The sequence below is a fragment of the Pseudomonas sp. SWI44 genome, assembly GCF_002947915.1.
GTDB lineage: Bacteria > Pseudomonadota > Gammaproteobacteria > Pseudomonadales > Pseudomonadaceae > Aquipseudomonas > Aquipseudomonas taiwanensis.
Window position 1 is genome coordinate 1,529,482 of the sequence record NZ_CP026674.1, and the last position, 18,997, is coordinate 1,548,478.

Here is an 18,997-nt window from a genome sequence, read left to right on the forward strand (position 1 = left end):
TGTTGGCTTGTTATTGGGTCAATTGGCGCAATGAGCTGTTCTGTGACAGCCTTCGCGTGCAAAGGGTGTTACCGTCGCGGATAGTCCCTTTGCCTCAACGGATCCATAGCAAAGCGCGTACCACAGTTGGCGGCTTAAGCGTTTAAGCGCTAGTCAAGTAGGGAAAGTTGTATCGTTGCGACATTCTTTTTCTGACAATCAATAGCCAGGCCTTCTTTTCACGCACGTTCTTACCAGGCATGCACACTTTCGGAGCAGTCATGACCAACCCGCTGATTCTCGAACCACAGAAAACCGCAGACGCCTGTGTGATCTGGTTGCACGGCCTGGGTGCCGACCGTTACGACTTCCTACCGGTGGCCGAATTTCTGCAGGAACGGCTGCTCACTACCCGCTTCGTGATGCCGCAGGCGCCCACCCGTCCGGTTACCATCAACGGCGGCTATTCCATGCCAAGCTGGTACGACATCAAGGCCATGACCCCGGCCCGCGCCATCGACGAAGGGCAATTGGAAGAGTCGGCGCAGCAGGTCATCGCCTTGATCAAGGCCGAGCAGGCCAAGGGCATCAGCCTGTCGCGAATCTTCCTCGCCGGTTTCTCCCAGGGCGGCGCCGTGGTGCTGCACACCGCTTATATAAAGTGGCAGGAGGCACTGGGAGGGGTAATCGCGCTGTCCACCTACGCTCCAACCTTTACCGACAGTCATCAGCTCAGCGCGTGCCAGCAACGCACGCCAGCCCTGTGCCTGCATGGTGTGCACGATTCGGTGGTGATCCCTTCGATGGGCCGTACGGCCTTCGAATTCCTCAATACTTGGGGCGTTGCCGCCCGCTGGCAGGAATACCCCATGGAACATGAAGTGATGGTCGAAGAACTGGGCGACATCCACGACTGGTTGAGCCAGCAACTGCAATAGGCCAAGCGTGTAGCTGCCTGCGCATTCCACTACGCCGCGCCTGAATCTTGCATTACACTGCCCGGCGTACATTCCTTAACCAATTGATGAGACGATCGTGCTCAAGGCACTCAAGAAAATATTCGGCAAGGGAGACGCCGCGCCTCAGGCCGTCGAACCCGCAGCGCCGGTGAACAAGTCCGCGCCGGCGCCTACCGTGCAACCCGAAGCCGCTCCGGCCGAGGCCAGCACCCAACCCACAGCCCCTGCCGCCGCCGACAAACCGGCCAAAGACAAACCGCGCCGCGAGCGCAAACCCAAACCACAAGCCAGCCTGTGGAAACCTGAAGACTTCGTGGTAGAGCCACAGGAAGGCAAGACACGCTTCCATGACTTCAAGCTCTCCAATGAGCTGATGCATGCCATCCACGACCTGGGCTTCCCATACTGCACGCCGATCCAGGCCCAGGTGCTCGGCCATACTCTGCGCGGCAAGGACGCCATCGGCCGGGCCCAGACCGGTACCGGCAAGACCGCAGCGTTCCTGATCTCGATCATCTCGCAGCTGCAGCAGACACCACCGCCCAAGGAACGCTACATGGGCGAGCCTCGCGCGCTGATCATCGCCCCGACCCGCGAGCTGGTGGTGCAGATCGCCAAGGACGCGATGGCCCTGACCAAGTACAGTGGCCTGAACGTGATGAGCTTCGTCGGCGGCATGGACTTCGACAAGCAGCTCAAGAGCCTGGAAGCGCGCCACTGCGACATTCTCGTCGCTACACCGGGCCGCTTGCTGGACTTCAATCAGCGCGGCGAAGTGCACCTGGACATGGTCGAAGTGTTGGTGCTGGATGAGGCCGACCGCATGCTGGACATGGGCTTCATCCCGCAGGTCCGCCAGATCATTCGCCAGACACCGCCCAAGAGCGAGCGCCAGACCCTGCTGTTCTCCGCCACCTTCACCGACGATGTGATGAATCTGGCCAAGCAGTGGACCACCAACCCGGAAATCGTCGAGATCGAACCGGAGAACGTGGCCAGCGAGACGGTCGAGCAGCATGTCTATGCAGTCGCGGGCAGCGACAAGTACAAGCTGCTGTACAACCTGGTGACCCAGAACAAGTGGGAACGGGTGATGGTATTCGCCAACCGCAAGGACGAAGTGCGGCGCATCGAAGAGAAGCTAGTGCGCGATGGCATCAATGCCGCCCAACTTTCCGGCGACGTGCCACAGCACAAGCGGATTCGCACCCTGGAGAACTTCCGCGAAGGCCGCATCACCGTGCTGGTGGCCACCGACGTGGCGGGGCGCGGCATTCACATCGACGGCATCAGCCATGTGATCAACTTCACCCTGCCGGAAGACCCGGATGACTATGTGCACCGCATCGGTCGTACCGGACGGGCGGGCACCAGTGGTGTGTCGATCAGCTTCGCCGGCGAGGATGACTCCTACCAGCTACCGGCTATCGAGGCGCTACTGGGGCGCAAGATCAAATGCGAGATGCCACCGGATGAACTGCTCAAGCCGGTGCCGCGCAAGCATCATTGATCGGTGGTGACCTTTTCGCGGGTAAACCCGCTCCCACAGGCCAGCGCCACCCTGTGAGAGCGGGTTTACCCAGGAATCGGGGCAAAGCCCCGGTCATCCACCACACACCTACCAGCGCCCCGCCGCCTCCTGGTCACTCTGCTTCCCTTCGACCCACCGCGGCCCTTCCTGGGTATTTTCCTTCTTCCAGAACGGTGCCCGCGTCTTCAGATAATCCATGATGAAATTGCAGGCATCGAACGCTGCCTGCCGATGGGCACTGGCCACGCCCACGAACACGATCGGCTCCCCCGGCTCCAGGGCACCGATACGGTGCAACACCTCCACCTTGAGCAACGGCCAGCGCTGTTCGGCGTCGACCACAATCTTGGCCAAGGCCTTCTCGGTCATGCCCGGGTAGTGCTCAAGGAACATCCCGGCCACTTCCCGGCCATCGTTGAAGTCGCGCACATAGCCGACGAAGCCGACCACCGCTCCCACACCGACATTCGCGGCATGCATGGCATTGACCTCGGCCCCGGGGTCGAAAGCACCTTCCTGCACTCGAACCGCCATGTTCAGCCTCCAGTCACCGGTGGGAAGAACGCCACGTCGTCGCCCTCTTCCAGCGGCTCGTCAAGCCGACAGAGCTCTTCATTACGCGCGCACATCAGGTTCTGTTCGGCCAGCACCTCATACCGCCCGCCCTTGGCCAACAGGGCCTGGCGCACGTCGTCGAGCACCTTGAATTCACCTTCAAGGCGCTCGGCATCCACGCCCAGCCGCTCACGGTAACGGGCGAAATACATCACCTTGACCTTCATCACGCCTCCGCCTTGTAGTGGCCGCTCTTGCCACCGAGCTTCTCCAGCAGGCGTACCTGCTCGATGACCATGCCTTTGTCCACAGCCTTGCACATGTCGTAGAGGGTCAGGGCAGCAACGCTGGCAGCGGTCAGCGCCTCCATCTCCACGCCAGTCTGCCCGGCCAGCTTGCAGCGGGCGACGATACGCACGGCGTCTTGACCGTCAGTGCTGAGCTCGACCTTGACGCTGGTAAGCATCAGCGGGTGGCACAGTGGAATCAGGTCGCTGGTCTTTTTCGCCGCCTGTATCCCGGCGATACGCGCCACGGCGAATACATCGCCCTTGGGATGCTCGCCATCGACGATCATCTGCAAGGTCTGCGGCAACATGCGCACCCGCGCCTCGGCGGTGGCTTCGCGCTCGGTTACGGCTTTTTCAGTGACGTCGACCATGTTGGCGCGTCCCTGGGAATCGAGATGAGTCAGCACTGCTCTGCTCCTGGGAAGGGAACGAAGAGTGTAAACCTGTGGGTCAGGTTTGAGCAGTGCAATGTATCGCCAGCCCTGGCCTCGTCGCGGTCAACCTACTCCCGTGCAGGCACCCCCGGCACTCAATCCAGTGACAGGTCTGTGTGGCGGCAAAAAAGCCGGGCGGCGGGCCGCCCGGCTGCAAAGGTTACAGATGGGACTCGGCGTACTCGGCCAGCACCGACCGCGGTACCCCTTGCAGGGTGATGTGCACACCATGAGGGAAGTCCTTGAAGCGCTCGGTCAGGTAGGTCAGGCCCGAGCTGGTCGCGGACAGGTAGGGGGTGTCGATCTGCGCCAGGTTGCCCAGGCAGACCACCTTGGACCCCGAGCCGGCACGGGTGATGATGGTTTTCATCTGGTGCGGCGTCAGGTTCTGGCACTCGTCGATCAGGATCAGACTCTGCTGGAAGCTGCGACCACGGATGTAGTTCAGCGACTTGAACTGCAACGGAACCCGCTCGAGGATGTACTCGACGCTGCCATGGGTGCTTTCGTCATCCATGTGCAAGGCTTCGAGGTTGTCGGTGATGGCACCCAGCCAAGGCTCCATTTTCTCGGCCTCGGTGCCCGGCAGGAAGCCGATCTCCTGGTCCAGCCCCTGCACGCTGCGGGTAGCGATGATGCGCCGGTAACGCTTGCTGACCATGGTTTGCTCGATGGCTGCGGCCAGCGCCAGGATGGTCTTGCCGGAGCCGGCGGCCCCCGTCAGGTTGACCAGGTGGATATCGGGGTCGAGCAATGCGAACAACGCCAGGCTCTGATGGATGTCACGTGGCTTCAGGCCCCAGGCCTCCTGGTGCAGCAGCGGCTCCTGGTGCAGGTCGAGCAGCAGCAGTTCATCGTTGCGAATGCCCTTGATCCAGCCAACGAAGCCTTGCTCGTCGATGATGAATTCATTGACGTGCACAGCGGGCAGGTTGTCGATCAATTGCACCCGATGCCAGGTGCGGCCGCGCTCCTGGCGGGTATCGACCTTGCTGACTCGGTCCCAGAACGAACCGGTGACCGAATGGTAACCCTTGGACAGCAACGACACGTCGTCGACCAACTGGTCGGTGCTGTAATCCTCGGCGGCAATGCCACAGGCACGCGCCTTCAGCCGCATGTTGATGTCCTTGGTCACCAGCACCACGTCCAGGTCGGCGCGGCGTGAACGCAGCTCCAGCAGTTGGTTGATGATGATGTTGTCGGCCAGGTTCTCCGGCAACAGCCGGTTGGGTTCACTGCGTGGGCTCATCAGGATCGACAGGAACCCTTTGGGACCGCTCTTGCCACGCTGGATCGGCACACCCTGCTCGACATCGCTGGGGGATGCGTCTGCGAGGGTCTGGTCGATGAGGCGGATGGCCTGGCGGCATTCGGCGGCGATGGTATGTTTGCCTGTCTTGAGCTTGTCGAGTTCCTCCAGCACGGTCATCGGGATCGCGACGTGGTGCTCCTCGAAGTTCAGCAAAGCATTGGGGTCGTGAATCAGGACGTTGGTATCGAGCACATACAGGATAGGCTGGTTGGAGGAAGGGTTGCGTCCTTGGTCATCCATACTCGGTCACCTTATGTGAAAGCCACACGACGCGTACCGCTGCGCCGCAGAGTGACTGCCGTTCTCCCCGTATCCGCGTTGTTACGGGCGGGGAGCGCACCTGGCAAGGAGGGCCTGGATGACGCCACCTGTGCTGCAGGAATCGGCTGTCTGGTTTCTTCATACCGCAAAAACCATGACTAAAAAAAGTATTTTTACGCGTCAATGAAGTTTATTTTTCCGATTGACGAACAGGGGTTGGCGACCAGGCTCGCGAGGACTACAGTCAAAAGTCATACCCCCGTTTCGCGATACCCGTAATCGCGGCAGCCTTCCCAGCCGATTCCGCTCTGCGCCGTGTTGTGCAACAGCCACTCCACTACCGGCTGCGCCTTGGGCAGGCTGTCATGCAGCTGGATCACACCCTTGCGCCAAAGCAACATCAAGGTCAGCACACGCTGTGCCGAGGCCTCGGCGCTCAGGGCGCTAGCGTCCTGGGCATCGATATCCCATAGCGAAACCTGCAACTGCTGACGGGCCATGAACGCCTCGCCATCGGCCCGCCGCTGGCCGTAAGGTGGACGGAACAGGGGCACATACTGCTCTGGCAGGTCGGCCTGCACCCTGGCCTGGCTGCGCTTGAGCGAATCCTGCCAGTCCTGCCACTGGGCATGGGAACGGTACTCCCAGCCCTGGATACCCACGCATTGACCCCGATAAAGCTCGGCCAGCGCATTGGCCTTGCCGCCGTCGCGCCGTTGTTGCAGCCGGTTACCCAGCACGAAGAACGTGCCTTGCATCTTCTGCCTACGTAGGTAACGGCTCAATGCATCGGTGCTGCCCTCCTCCGGACCCGGGCCGCCCACGAAGGTGAGCAGGAACATACGGTCATTGAGCTCATCGCCATTGCGCTCACGACTCGACAGACGCTCGACCTCGCTGGTGGTCTGCGGCAACAGCGCCGCCTTGCGCAACTGCTCATCCAGGTACAGCACATGGAACTGGTGGCTCGGCTCGATCCAACCGGTGTAGAACGTGCCAACATCGCCTGCGAACGTCGCCGCTTGAGCACGTAAGTCGGCCATCGAGTCGACCGGATAGCAGAACGAGGCGTCCTGCTCGCAACTGCGTTGGGCTTGCTGGTAACCCTGGAACACGCGTTGCCACATGCGTGCCCGCACCGCGCGAATCTTTTGCAGGTTGATCTGGCGTAGGCCCAGGCGCTTGGCCAGTGCCGCGTCGTCCAGCAGCTCGCTCTCGTGCAGCACCTGGGCAAACGAGAGAATCTCGGCGCGCGAAGCGACATCGAACAGCGCCGGACTGTTCAGCGCTTCTGGCCACACGCGGCGGTCCAGGCTGGCCGGTGGAAGGGGGGCGGCCTGGGTAGCCAGGCTTAACAGCATGACCAGGAAGGCACCAGCGATGCGCACGTTCAGACTCTCCGCAGCGGCGAAACGCGCACTATAGCGCCTGATGAGGCGATGGTCTGTGGCTATCGTCGCCATAGTTTGGACTTAACTCCATCTATCCGTAGAATTCGCGGCAACGATTCCAGGAGCCGAACCGATGCTGACGGTGATTTCCCCCGCCAAGACCCTCGACTACGAAACCCCGCCGGTGACCGAGCGGTTCACCCTGCCCCAGTATCTGGACGACTCCCAGGTGCTGATCCAGCAACTGCGCGACCTGTCGCCAGCCCAGATCAGCGAACTGATGCACCTTTCCGACAAGCTTGCCGGTCTCAATGCCGCCCGCTTCGGCAGCTGGACCCCGGACTTCACCCCCGCCAACGCCAAGCAGGCGCTGTTGGCCTTCAAGGGCGACGTCTACACCGGCCTGGATGCCCAGACCCTCAGCGAGGACGACTTCAGCTATGCCCAGGACCACCTGCGCATGCTCTCCGGCCTGTACGGTCTGCTGCGCCCGTTGGACCTGATGCAGCCCTACCGCCTGGAAATGGGCACCAAACTGGCCAACGCCCGGGGCAAGGACCTGTATGCCTTCTGGGGGACACGTATCAGCGAATGGCTGAACCAGGCCCTGGCCGACCAAGGCGATGACCTGCTGCTGAACCTGGCCAGTAACGAGTACTTCAGCGCGGTGAAGCGCTCGGCGCTCAAGGCGCGGGTGATCGACGTGGACTTCAAGGACCTGAAGAACGGCCAGTACAAGATCATCAGCTTCTATGCCAAGAAGGCCCGCGGGATGATGAGCCGCTTCGTGATCCAGGAGCAGGTCAACGACCCGGCACAGCTCAAGCAGTTCGATGTGCAGGGGTATTACTACAGCGCGGAGCAGTCGAAGGCGGATCACCTCGTGTTCTTGCGGGATCATCCGGGGGAATGAGTGTCGGCCCTGTTTTGGTTGGCGTGTGGTTTTGAAATCGAGCGCCGCCCACGCGGCGCATCGCGAGCAAGGCTCGCTCCTACGGTCGTTTACGGCCAATGAGGCCTTCACCAAAGCGGTCGCGCGCAAATCCCACAGAACCCACTGGCCCGAAACAAACGTAGGAGCGAGCCTTGCTCGCGATGCGCCGCGCGGGCGGCGCTCGATCTCAAGACCACAACAACGCTATCGACCTACGCCTAAGGCATCCGCACATCCCCCGCCCCCAGCCCCTGCACCTCAACGCCCTCGGCCACGGTTGCGCCAATCTCGACGAAAACATTGCGCTCGGGTTGGCCTTCCGCCTCGCGGTAGACCACATAGCCTCTCCCCGGCCAATGCGGCCTGTTTGCACGACTCGATATCGCGCCGTGCACCAAAGCGGTCGCGCGCAAATCCCACAGAACCCACTGGCCCGAAACAAACGTAGGAGCGAGCCTTGCTCGCGATGCGCCGCGCGGGCGGCGCTCGATCTCAAGACCACAACAACGCTATCGACCTACGCCTAAGGCATCCGCACATCCCCCGCTCCCAGCCCCTGCACCTCAACGCCCTCGGCCACGGTTGCGCCAATCTCGACGAAGACATTGCGCTCGGGTTGGCCTTCCGCCTCGCGGTAGACCACATAGGTTCGTCCTGATTCATCCACACGCAACGACTCAGGCGCCACGGCAATCCCCCGCTCGCTGCGATGCACGACCACCTTCAACTGCGCGCTCATGCCTAGCCGCAAACCCAACGCCCACGGTTGGGACGGTGTATCGAGCGATACCACCAGGTCATACCAGGCACCGTCACCTCCGTCCTCCCTGGCCTGAAGTGCGATGCGCTGCACCCGCCCTGCAAGCTGCTGGCCGGCCACCCTGACCTCAACCGACATGCCTTCGCGCAGTTTGCCCAGGTCCCCCTCCTCCACCTTCGCCAACACCTCTAACCGCCCCACATCGACCAAGGCCAGCAAAGGCTGCCCCTGAGCAACCTGTTGCCCCACCTGAAGGTGCCGCTGCGGTCTTGCAACAGCATGGCTTGCCCGCGCCACCAATGCCGGGAAAGGCGCCTTGATCACCCGTTGCTCGCACATGCGCGCCAATGCCTGCCAACGCGCCTGGGCATTGGTCATCTCCATCTGCGCAATGCGCAGGCCATTGCCTTGACCACGCGCGCGGGTCAGCCGTAACGCATGTTCTGCCTCCAGCACGCCCTGTTGCTGGACCCGTACCTGCTGAATGAGGTTATCGACCTCCATTCGCGCAACGATGCCGCGATCGAACAAACGTCGGGTATCGTCAAGCTCCGCCTGACTCACAGCCAATGCGCCACGGGCGCGGTCCAGCGCACGTCGGGCCTGCGCCACCTCTGGCCCGTCCTGCCAACCCTGCATCTGCCGCAGCGCCTCACCGGCCTTGAGCACTTGCGCTTGCGCTTCGCGCAACTGGATTTCCAGACCCTCGGTATCCAGCATCATCAACGTCTCGCCAGACTGCACCTGTTGCCCATCCTCGACGAACAACGCGGCAATCGAGCCATCGAAAGGCGCGGCCAGGATGAGCTGGCGACCGGCGTGAATCCGCCCGACAAGACCCAACTGACTCTCCAGCAGGTGCGGCTCCACGCGCTGCCAGCGCTCGACACCGCCCTGCACTGTCGACACAGGTCGCGATAGCCAGAACACCATCAAGGCTCCAGCAAGCATCACGAACGCGCACGCCAACAGGTGTCGCCTAGTCATTGAGCGTCACATCCCAGCTATCGAGCGTGGTACCCAATGTCTGGTCCAGTTCGGCTTGAGCATTGAGGTAAGCGATCGTGGCATCCAGGTGAATGCTCTGGGCAGTGCGCAGGTCGTTTTCAAAACTGAGCACCTGAAAATTGCTCGAACGCCCCACGGCCAGTTTTTCCTGCTCGATCTGCAGCTTTCGACGTGACAGTGCCAACGCACGCCCAGCGATCTCTAACTGACGCCAACGGACATTGATGTCCCGAACCGCATTGGCGACATCGCGCTGCAGTTGCTGATGGGACTCCGCCAGGCTCACTTGATGGTTTTCTAAGGCGACCTGCGCCCGGACTTCCGTCTGACGACGACTCAAGTCACCGATGGGAATGTCCAGTTCCAACCCAACGTAGTGTTCCCACGCCTTGTCCTTGCCAGGGCGCGCTCGTGCCTGAGTGGCACCGCTGACCAGCGACAGGTCCCACCGCTGGTCATTGCGCGCCACCTGCAAATCGATCGCGGCCTGCTCGCCGGCAATCAGTTGCATCAGGTACGCAGGCTGCATCGCTTCGGCCTTGCCTATCGCCTGTTGGCCATCCACCTGCAGCGGCCGTACCACTGGCTTTTCCGTCGCCCGTAGCGGTGTGGAAAGCGCTATGCCAAGGGTTTGAGCGAGTGCCAGGCGGCGGGCATGCAGTTGATTGAGACTGCCTTGCAATGCCAGTTCCTGATTGGCAACTTCTGCTTCAGCCTGGACAATTTCGAACGCTGCCATGCGCCCAGCAGCGATCAACGCCTGGTTGACCTCCACCAGTTGCCGCGCCCTGGCCAGGCTATCGCGAGCGATGCGCAGTTGTTCCTGGGCTTGCAGCAGGTCACGGTAGACCTTGATCGTGTCAGTGATCACCTGCGCCACACTGTCCTTGAGCGCCAGCCGGTTGGTCTGCTCGGTCAACCGCGCCTGGCGCAACGGTGCGCTTGCCACCGCTCGCCCGGCACCACGCAACAGGGGTTGGACCACCATGAGGTTGGCGCCATCACGGTAGCGATTACCCGCTTCCTCGGCACGCGTTTGGCCATAGGCCCAGTCAAGGCTCAAGCGAGTGCCATAGGGCGTCAGCAGGCTGGCCGACGGCGTCACCTCTGCCTCGCGATAGCGATCGTCCTGGTTACGACTGCCCAGAAAACGCGCCTTGAGCGTTAGTTGCGGGGCAAAGTGATCACGTGCCACACGCAAGTCGAACTTCTGAGCGATACGCTCGAGGTAGGCGCTGCGAATCGCCCGATTGTCACGCAGGGCCAAGGCGATGGCATCCACCAGTTCCAGGGCCAGTTCCTCCCCGACATCGACCGCGAAGGCTTTGGCCGATACCGCGTGGATTTGCGTTGGCCGAGACGGTTGCAAGCGGTCACCGGCAACCCCTTGCAAAGGCATCAACAACCCACAGGCGATCGCCAGCCACCTAGTCATCACGCAACGCCACCACCGGTTGCAAACGCGCAGCGGCGAGCGCGGGCTGCAACCCGAAGAACACGCCCACAATCAGTGAACTGCCAACCCCCAACGGCAACGACGAGCCGTCCACCGTAAAACGCCACCCCGATGCGACTGCAAAGCGCCAAGCGCCTACAAGCCCGACCAGCGCTCCCGTTGATGCACCCGCACCGGCCAACAAAATGGCTTCGAGCAGGAACAGCCAGGCGATATCCCGAGCCCGTGCGCCCAACGCCAAACGCACACCGATCTCTCGGCGTCGTTCAGCGACATTCATCACCATCACGTTCATTACCCCAACGCCACCCAGCAACAACGCAATGCCCGCGAACCCGCCAAGCAACCAACGGAACAGGCTCGACTGGTCGGCCATGCCTTCGATCAGTTGCTGCGGAAGACGTACCTCGACTTCATGCCCCGCAAGCCGAGCATTCAGGTAGTCCTTCAGGGCAATGGCAGCCTGCGACATGACTGCAGTATCACGCCCCAACGCCAGCAGTGTGCCGATCTCAGGGGAGGCCAATAGGCGCCTCATGCCCTGCAACGGCATGAGCACGGCATCGTCCAGCTGCACCGGTAGCATCGGGTTGTAGCCCAGCGGCGCGAGTATCCCCACGACATTGAACAGGTAGGCGCCCAGCGCCAGCCGATCTCCTACGTTGACATCGAGGGTCTGAGCCAATGTCGCACCCAAAAGCACGTGGGGGCTGGAATCGTCATACATCGACAACAGACGCCCCTCGCCAGCGGTCAAGCCGAGGACCTGCACCAAATGTGGAGTACTGCCGGCAACCAGCACTTCTCGCTGTTGTCCACGCGACTGCACAGTGACCACCGCCATTGCCAACGGCGCGATCGCGTTGATTTCCGCCGGCAGCCCGGAAAATCCAGGGAAACGGCCTGCGGGTGTCAGGTCGATGAGCATGAGCTCGCTGCCCAGGCCCTGAAACAGTTGCCTGGCATGCTGCGCCGCACTGTGGCCAATATTGAGCAAAGCCACCACGGCAGCGCAGCCTACCGCGATACCCAGCAACGCCAGCCAGGCACGGCGCCCCAGCAAACGCAAACTGGCCAACGCCTCACCCACGCGATGCCGCCAATCAGGGCCGTAGGCCTCAGGCACTCGCGACACCTCCATCCTGCACCTGCAGGCACCGCTCCATACGACGGGCCAGGGTGGCGTCATGAGTGACCATGACCAAGGTCACGCCCCGTTCCCGGTTCAGCGCCAACAACAATTCCAGCACCTCGTTGGACGTAGCCGCATCCAGGTTGCCTGTCGGCTCGTCGGCTAGCAGCAATCGAGGTTCTGTCACCAAGGCTCGGGCCATGGCCACCCGCTGGCGCTGGCCACCCGAGAGGTCTGCGGGGCGATGCTGGACCCGCAGCCCAAGCCCGACCGCCTCCAATTGCACCTGCGCCGCCCGGCGTGCCGCTGCTTGCCGAACACCCCGATAACAGAGCGGCAAGGCAACGTTGTCCAGCGCCGTGAGGCGCGGTATCAGGTTGAAACTCTGGAAGACGAAGCCGATCATGCGGTTGCGCAGGATCGCGCGTTGGTCGGCGTTCGCGGCTGTCATGTCGCGGCCGGCCAATAGCACACGGCCTTGGCAGGGTTGATCCAGCAGGCCCATCAAATTAAGCAAGGTGCTCTTGCCTGAACCGGAAGGGCCGACGATGGCACAGGTCTGGGCAGAAGGGATCGACAGCGAGACATCGTGCAGGATGGGCTGATTGCCCAGAAAACGGGTAACGCCATCCAGGGAAAGGATTGTGCTCATCGGCGTGCTCCCTCCTCGTCAGTGTCAGTCGCTGGAAGGGCGGCCTCTGGGTCCTTTGACGATGGGTCGCTTTCGGTAGCGAGCTTCCATTCGTTGGCCATCAGGTCCATTAGAGAGATGTTGAATTCGGGCCTCTCAACTTCTTGCAAGCCCATCTGCATCATGATTCCGGCTTCGTAGTTACCGTACTGCGCCACCTCTACAGGGGGGAGCGATTTGTAGTAATCGAGAGTCTCCTGCAATCCGTTATCAATACGCCCCGTTTTCCGATACTCCGAATTCATCTTGTCGATAATATGCCGAGCCCACGCATTGTGCTGCTCAGTTCTTTCACTCAATGCGGCACGCCGTTCACTGATGGTGAATGCCCCACTCTCATCGTAAATAATCAGACTCAACTGATCGCGACTGAGCCCTTTGAAGGGATTATCACCTGTCCCCATGGCAAATGCGTTTGCCTTTTTGGCACGTTCAATGAGTTCAGGATCATCGGTGTCGGGGAGCTGGCTGTCATAGAAGTCTTTCGCAAGCAAGTACCCAGCCCCTCCTATGCTATCTAGGATCCTGGCTGCGAATGCGGCGAGCTCTTTGCGTGAAAGCTGGCTGTCTCGGGCTGCAGCACGCTCGGCAGCAGCACCTAGTTGCTGTGCGAACGCTGACAGTTCTACTTCTTTTCCAGCATCCTCCGTGGGATCGACAGCAATGACTGACTTGCCCGAACTTTCATCCAAGCGTTTCACATGAGTGACAACAGCCCGTACACTACTGGATAGTAAATCCCGTTTTATGGAATCCATTAATTGCACCTCAACATATCCATTGCATCTTGAAATAGCGGCACCTCATCACTTCGCCAATGAGGTGCCTTCATGGCCAGGCTATTACCGTGTGCTATTTCATGGTGAACTCAACGACCCACGAATAATCAGCAGCCGTCCTGATAATGGTTGCCTGGCAAGTGGCCCCACCACTCGGCGTTGCAGCCTTTGTCCATTCGGGCTTCTGGATTCCACCTGGGAGTGTTCGCAGTTGGTACGTTGTGCCGAAGGCACAGGCTTTGCTACCAATGGTGTAACGCACCATTGCGGCATTCACGTCCGGGCTGATAATGCGCTGAACGCGCATGTAGGTCGCCGATCCAGGCTCAACGGTCTGGTCAGGTTTGGGATTGGCTATCTGGTAAGTACTGCTCTCGTTGGATGTCACTAGCTTCAACACAGCTGGCTGTGTTCCCAGATTCTTGAACGTTACCTCTACAGGCGGCCCCGCCTGCACCCCTCCGGCAAAAATCAGCGAAGCCGTGGCAAACAGTGACAGCGATGTCTTCTTCATACGTTGGCGCTCTCTCGACTCTTCCGTGTGTTGATGGATGAGGCGCCCTTAGGTGGTCCCAAGCATGTCCAAGACGTTCCTTCGTACGTGGACAGCTCCCGAAGGGCGTCCATAGGGCTTAACGGCAGCCATCGAGAAAGCCTTAGACTTTTTATGGGCTTTGAATATGTCTGAATGTGACCCTGCACCACGGCAGCGCAGGCTTCATTCGGCAAAGCGCCATTTTTCCAGCGCCAAAAATCCAGCAGCAACCCCCTTATCGCCAAACGCCATAAGACCGCCCGTAGTTTTTTGACGATTTTTGAAAAAATTTTTTGGATGCTGGCACAAGAACATCCCACCCCGACTTCGCCCTTTGTATATAGGTACGAAACCGGGACGTGCTATCAGAATGAAAGTATTAGCCACTGAAAAAATATTTAGAAATCTTTCATCCGAGCGGAACCCACCTCGGAACTTCTGCTACGACCCATCGCTCATAGTGCCGTAACGAATATCTTGCGCCGTGGGTGTGAGAGATGACTTACAGATGACAACGGCAGGTATCCATACCCGCCATGGAAACTTCGACAGTGGCTACGGAAAGCCCGAGAACCCTGTCTTTACAGGAGAGACGCGCCCCTAACAAATCGTCCTAGTGGTTGATTTCAAAGGATTTTTTCACTTGAAAGAACAAGCACAGCATCGCGCCAAGTAGCGCCTTGCAATAAAGACGGCTGCATTTCAGGGCACGCCTTTTAATTATTGGCTTTTGACTGCCAACTTTGAGTGCACAACTTCGTGCGCTCTGGATTCATTCATGCCTGCGCTCGGCGAAGTGTGCTTTCGCCATGGATCCGTGCGCCCGAAAACTGTTGTTAATCAACCCAGTCCGGCTCTTCCCGGAGGAGCTGGCGTGATAAACACATGAGGTGATAGCGATGCGTATCAGCATCTTTGGTTTGGGTTATGTGGGTGCAGTCTGTGCAGGTTGCCTGACGGCACGTGGCCATGACGTGATTGGTGTGGACGTTTCCAGCACCAAGATCGACCTGATCAATCAGGGTAAGTCGCCCATCGTCGAACCAGGCCTGGAAGCACTGCTGCAGCAAGGCATCGCCAACGGCCGCCTGCGTGGCACCACCGACTTCGCCGAGGCCATCCGTGCCAGCGATGTATCGATGATCTGCGTCGGCACCCCGAGCAAGAAAAACGGCGACCTGGGCCTTGAGTACATCGAGTCGGTGTGCCGCGAAATCGGCTATGTGCTGCGCGACACCACCCGTCGTCACACCATCGTGGTACGCAGCACCGTGCTGCCTGGTACCGTCAAGAACGTGGTCATCCCAATTCTCGAGGACTGCTCGGGCAAGAAGGCCGGGGTCGACTTCGGCGTCGCGGTCAACCCTGAGTTCCTGCGCGAAAGCACCGCGATCAAGGATTACGACCACCCACCGATGACCGTCATTGGCGAACTGGACAGCGCCAGCGGCGACATCCTGCAAAGCCTGTACGAAGAGCTCGACGCTCCGATCATCCGCAAGCCGATCGAAGTGGCCGAGATGATCAAGTACACCTGCAACGTCTGGCACGCCACCAAGGTCACCTTCGCCAACGAAATCGGCAACATCGCCAAGGCGGTGGGTGTCGATGGCCGCGATGTGATGGACGTGGTCTGCCAGGACAAAGTGCTGAACCTTTCGCAGTACTACATGCGCCCAGGCTTCGCCTTCGGTGGTTCCTGCCTGCCCAAGGACGTACGCGCCCTCACCTATCGTGCCGCCAGCCTCGATGTACGCGCTCCCCTGCTCGACTCGCTGATGCGCAGCAACGAATCGCAGGTCCAGAACGCCTTCGAGCTGATCGAAGCCCATGAAAAGCGCAAGGTCGCCCTGCTTGGCCTGAGCTTCAAGGCCGGCACCGACGACCTGCGTGAAAGCCCGCTGGTGGAACTGGCCGAGCGCCTGATCGGCAAGGGCTATCAACTGGATATCTACGACGAGAACGTCGAGTACGCCCGCGTTCACGGGGCGAACAAAGAGTACATCGAGTCGAAGATTCCGCATGTCTCGTCGCTGCTCAACGCCAACTTCCAAAAGGTCATCGACAACGCCGACATCATCGTCCTGGGCAACCGTGACGAGCAGTTCCGCGCCCTTGCCGAGCAAGCGCCGGCCGGCAAGCAAGTGATCGACCTGGTCGGTTTCATGAGCAAAGGCACCTGCGCTGCCAGCCGTACCGAAGGTATCTGCTGGTAAGCCCTTGGCCGGGCAGCGGTGGCCTCCCCACCGCCGCTGCCCTCCCTTTTTCTGATTTCGCGACGGATGCTGAACATGCAAAGGCTCCAGACAGTGCTGTTGCAGTGCGCCGGGTGGCTGCTCTACATGAGCCTGCTCATGCTGATCGCCCTGGCCCTGCCCAGCGATATCTTCGACTCGCAGTCGAAGCACTTCATCTTCCTGGTCGGCGCAGTCGGCATCTGGCGCTACTCCATGGGCGCCACCCATTTCATCCGCGGCATGATCTTCCTGTACCTGGTCTACCCCTACCTGCGCCGCAAGGTGCAGAAACTGGGCAAGGCGGCTGACCCGTCGCATGTCTACCTGATGGTGACCAGCTTCCGCATCGACGCACTGACCACGGCCCAGGTGTACAGCTCGGTGATCCGTGAAGCGATCAACTGCGGCTACCCGACGACCGTGGTGTGCTCACTGGTGGAGATGTCCGACGAGCTGCTGGTGAAAAGCCTGTGGGCCAAGTACAACCCGCCAGCACATGTGAAACTCGACATCGTGCGCATCGCCGGCACCGGCAAGCGCGACGGCCTGGCCTATGGCTTTCGCGCCATCTCGCGGATGCTGCCGGACGAGAACGCCGTGGTCGCGGTCATCGACGGCGATACCGTGCTGGCCGATGGCGTGGTGAACAAGACCGTGCCCTGGTTCAAGCTCTACCCCAACGTTGGCGGCCTGACCACCAACGAATTCTGCGAAGTGCGCGGCGGCTACATCATGAGCGAGTGGCACAAGCTGCGCTTCGCTCAGCGTCACATCAACATGTGCTCGATGGCACTGAGCAAGCGCGTGCTGACCATGACCGGGCGCATGTCGATGTTCCGCGCCAGCGTGGTGACCAACCCCGAGTTCATCGCCGACGTCGAAAGCGACTCGCTGATGCACTGGCGCCTGGGCCGGTTCAAGTTCCTCACCGGTGACGACAAGTCCAGCTGGTTCAGCCTGATGCGCCTGGGTTACGACACCTTCTACGTGCCCGATGCCGCCATCAACACGGTCGAACATCCGCCCGAGAAGAGCTTCCTGAAGGCCAGTCGCAAGCTGATGTACCGCTGGTACGGCAACAACCTGCGGCAAAATTCCCGCGCCCTGGGACTGGGTGTTCGTCGCCTGGGGCTGTTCACCAGCATCGTGCTGTTCGACCAACGCGTGTCGATGTGGACCAGCCTGCTGGGCCTTACCGTGGCGGTGATCGCCAGCCTCAAGTTCGGCATGGCTTTCCTGCTGGTTTACCTGCTGTGGATCGGCATCACCCGCCTGATCCTGACGGTGATGCTGCTGTGCTCTGGCCACAACGTGGGTCCGGCCTACCCGCTGATTCTCTATTACAACCAGATCGTCGGCGCGCTGATGAAGATCTACGTGTTCTTCCGCCTCGACAAGCAGTCCTGGACCCGTCAGCCCACTGCCCTGAAGCGCGACCTCGCCAGTTTTCAACAATGGTTCAACACCTGGTCCTCGCGGACCATGACCTTCTCGGCTGCCAGCATCTTCGTTGCTGTGCTGTTCATGGTCGTGTGAGCCCAACCCGGATCGGAACTAAAGGAACAAACCACCATGAATACCGCCGTGAATGTCAACGTCGTGCATGAGTCCGAAGCCCAGCGCCAACACGCCCGGGTGCGCATCCCCGCCAAGCTGCGCTTCCTGGATGCCCAGCGCCAGCCCCATGATGTGAAGGTCGACGACCTTTCCGCCGGTGGCCTGAGCTTCCACACCAAGCAGCCACTGAAGGTTGGCGATGTGCTGCGCGGGCGCTTGCAGTTCGTGGTCGACAACCTTGGCCTGTCGATGGACATCGAATTCCAGGTGCGCTCCTACCTCGCCGACACCGGCCGTACCGGCGCGCAGTTCCAGAACCTGGAACCACGCGACATCGCCACCTTGCGCCACATCATCACCAGCCACCTGTCCGGTGAGCTGATCAGCATCGGCGATGTACTGAGCACCCTGCAGCGCGACAACTTCACCAAGGCCCGCAAGCAGAAGGATTCAGGTACCGGCCTGTCGGCCTTCGGCCGCCTGAAAGCGGTGACCGTGACCCTGGGCGTGTTCGTGGTGGGCATTGCCGCCTTCGGCTTCGTGGCCAAGTCGCTGTATGGCATGTATTTCGTGAGCCATGCCGAAGCCGGCGTGGTGGCAGTGCCGACCACCAACGTCACCATGCCCCGCGACGGTACGGTGAGCAGCCTGGTCGAAAGCGGTGGCCTGATCGCCAAAGGCGCCCCGCTGGCCAGCTTCAGCACCAGCATGCTGGACATGCTCAAGGGCCATCTGGACGACTCGCAGCTGGAGCCGGCCAAGGTCGAGGAATTGTTCGGCAAGCAACTCTCCGGGACTCTCACCAGTCCCTGCGATTGCGTGGTCGCCCGCCAGCTGGTGGACGACGGCCAGTACGCCGCCAAGGGCCAGCCGATCTTCCAGCTGATCCCGCGTACCAGCAACCCGCTGATCGAGGCGCGCTTCAGCTACCGCCAGTTCGACAAGGTCCAACCAGGCACCCGTGTCAACTTCCAGATCGCCGGCGAAGACGACGTGCGCACCGGCCATATCGTCAGCAGCACCAGCCTCAACAGCGAAGACCTGGCCTCCGATATCCGCGTTCAAATCAAGCCTGACGGCGCCTTGCCGGCCGAATTGGCCGGCCGCCCGGCCTCGGTCACCAGCGACCGTGGTCCATCGCTGGACTGGTTGATCGACAAAGCCGTTGCCCGTGGGCTTTAAGAGGATCGAGC

Annotated in this window: 17 protein-coding genes; 6 read left to right on the forward strand and 11 right to left on the reverse strand. The window is 60.8% G+C overall.

All coding sequences use genetic code 11. The annotated features are described in order from the left end of the window. Positions 1–260: 260 nt before the first annotated feature. Both C4Q26_RS07370 and rhlB read left to right on the forward strand, forming a co-directional pair. A complete protein-coding gene (locus C4Q26_RS07370) occupies positions 261–917 on the forward strand; it encodes an alpha/beta hydrolase (RefSeq protein ID WP_023378792.1) in 657 nt (218 codons plus the stop codon). A 97-nt stretch (positions 918–1,014) separates the two neighbouring features. After that, positions 1,015–2,448, forward strand: coding sequence for an ATP-dependent RNA helicase RhlB (gene rhlB / locus C4Q26_RS07375; protein WP_104882148.1), 1,434 nt, complete (start codon positions 1,015–1,017; stop codon positions 2,446–2,448). A gap of 108 nt (positions 2,449–2,556) precedes the next feature. On the opposite strand, the gene moaE is transcribed toward rhlB, so the two are convergent. From moaE to C4Q26_RS07400, 5 genes are all read right to left on the reverse strand, one after another. Next, the gene (gene moaE, locus C4Q26_RS07380; protein WP_023378789.1) at positions 2,557–3,003 is read right to left on the reverse strand and encodes a molybdopterin synthase catalytic subunit MoaE; all 447 of its coding nucleotides are present in this window, start codon (positions 3,001–3,003) and stop codon (positions 2,557–2,559) included. A 2-nt stretch (positions 3,004–3,005) separates the two neighbouring features. Further along, positions 3,006–3,251 (reverse strand): molybdopterin converting factor subunit 1, encoded by a 246-nt coding sequence (gene moaD / locus C4Q26_RS07385; protein WP_023378788.1) that lies wholly within the window; start codon positions 3,249–3,251, stop codon positions 3,006–3,008. Continuing rightward, positions 3,251–3,721 carry a cyclic pyranopterin monophosphate synthase MoaC gene (gene moaC, locus C4Q26_RS07390; protein ID WP_023378787.1) on the reverse strand — a complete coding sequence of 157 codons (471 nt, stop codon included), beginning with the start codon at positions 3,719–3,721 and terminating at the stop codon, positions 3,251–3,253. The genes moaD and moaC overlap by 1 nt, the downstream gene beginning before the upstream one ends. Before the next feature lie 187 nt (positions 3,722–3,908). After that, positions 3,909–5,303 carry a PhoH family protein gene (locus C4Q26_RS07395; RefSeq protein ID WP_023378786.1) on the reverse strand — a complete coding sequence of 465 codons (1,395 nt, stop codon included), beginning with the start codon at positions 5,301–5,303 and terminating at the stop codon, positions 3,909–3,911. A gap of 272 nt (positions 5,304–5,575) precedes the next feature. Further along, positions 5,576–6,712 (reverse strand): polysaccharide deacetylase family protein, encoded by a 1,137-nt coding sequence (locus tag C4Q26_RS07400; RefSeq protein ID WP_027908073.1) that lies wholly within the window; start codon positions 6,710–6,712, stop codon positions 5,576–5,578. 136 nt (positions 6,713–6,848) lie between these two features. Between C4Q26_RS07400 and yaaA the strand changes: the two genes are divergently transcribed. Next, positions 6,849–7,628: a peroxide stress protein YaaA gene (yaaA, locus tag C4Q26_RS07405; RefSeq protein WP_023378784.1), complete on the forward strand. Its 780-nt coding sequence runs from the start codon at positions 6,849–6,851 to the stop codon at positions 7,626–7,628. Between the two features lie 544 nt (positions 7,629–8,172). On the opposite strand, the gene C4Q26_RS07410 is transcribed toward yaaA, so the two are convergent. From C4Q26_RS07410 to C4Q26_RS07435, 6 genes are all read right to left on the reverse strand, one after another. Then, positions 8,173–9,396 (reverse strand): HlyD family secretion protein, encoded by a 1,224-nt coding sequence (locus tag C4Q26_RS07410; protein WP_104882928.1) that lies wholly within the window; start codon positions 9,394–9,396, stop codon positions 8,173–8,175. Continuing rightward, complete coding sequence (locus C4Q26_RS07415; protein ID WP_023378782.1) at positions 9,389–10,852, reverse strand: TolC family protein; 1,464 nt, start codon at positions 10,850–10,852, stop codon at positions 9,389–9,391. Before C4Q26_RS07415 ends, C4Q26_RS07410 begins: the two co-directional genes overlap by 8 nt. Next, on the reverse strand, positions 10,845–11,999 hold the full coding sequence (locus tag C4Q26_RS07420) for an ABC transporter permease (protein ID WP_202962684.1): 1,155 nt from the start codon (positions 11,997–11,999) through the stop codon (positions 10,845–10,847). Before C4Q26_RS07420 ends, C4Q26_RS07415 begins: the two co-directional genes overlap by 8 nt. Further along, a complete protein-coding gene (locus tag C4Q26_RS07425; protein WP_104882929.1) occupies positions 11,992–12,657 on the reverse strand; it encodes an ABC transporter ATP-binding protein in 666 nt (221 codons plus the stop codon). The genes C4Q26_RS07420 and C4Q26_RS07425 overlap by 8 nt, the downstream gene beginning before the upstream one ends. Next, complete coding sequence (locus C4Q26_RS07430; RefSeq protein WP_104882152.1) at positions 12,654–13,454, reverse strand: hypothetical protein; 801 nt, start codon at positions 13,452–13,454, stop codon at positions 12,654–12,656. Before C4Q26_RS07430 ends, C4Q26_RS07425 begins: the two co-directional genes overlap by 4 nt. Positions 13,455–13,548: 94 nt before the next feature. Continuing rightward, positions 13,549–13,989 carry a hypothetical protein gene (locus C4Q26_RS07435; RefSeq protein WP_027908069.1) on the reverse strand — a complete coding sequence of 147 codons (441 nt, stop codon included), beginning with the start codon at positions 13,987–13,989 and terminating at the stop codon, positions 13,549–13,551. A gap of 920 nt (positions 13,990–14,909) precedes the next feature. On the opposite strand from C4Q26_RS07435, the gene C4Q26_RS07440 reads away from it, so the two are divergent. From C4Q26_RS07440 to C4Q26_RS07455, 3 genes are all read left to right on the forward strand, one after another. Then, positions 14,910–16,226, forward strand: a complete 1,317-nt coding sequence (locus C4Q26_RS07440; RefSeq protein WP_023378775.1) for a nucleotide sugar dehydrogenase — start codon at positions 14,910–14,912, stop codon at positions 16,224–16,226. Positions 16,227–16,301: 75 nt separating this feature from the next. Beyond that, on the forward strand, positions 16,302–17,783 hold the full coding sequence (gene alg8, locus C4Q26_RS07445) for a mannuronan synthase (protein WP_023378773.1): 1,482 nt from the start codon (positions 16,302–16,304) through the stop codon (positions 17,781–17,783). Between the two features lie 36 nt (positions 17,784–17,819). Next, a complete protein-coding gene (locus C4Q26_RS07455; protein ID WP_027908067.1) occupies positions 17,820–18,986 on the forward strand; it encodes an alginate biosynthesis protein Alg44 in 1,167 nt (388 codons plus the stop codon). The last annotated feature ends 11 nt before the right edge of the window (positions 18,987–18,997 follow it).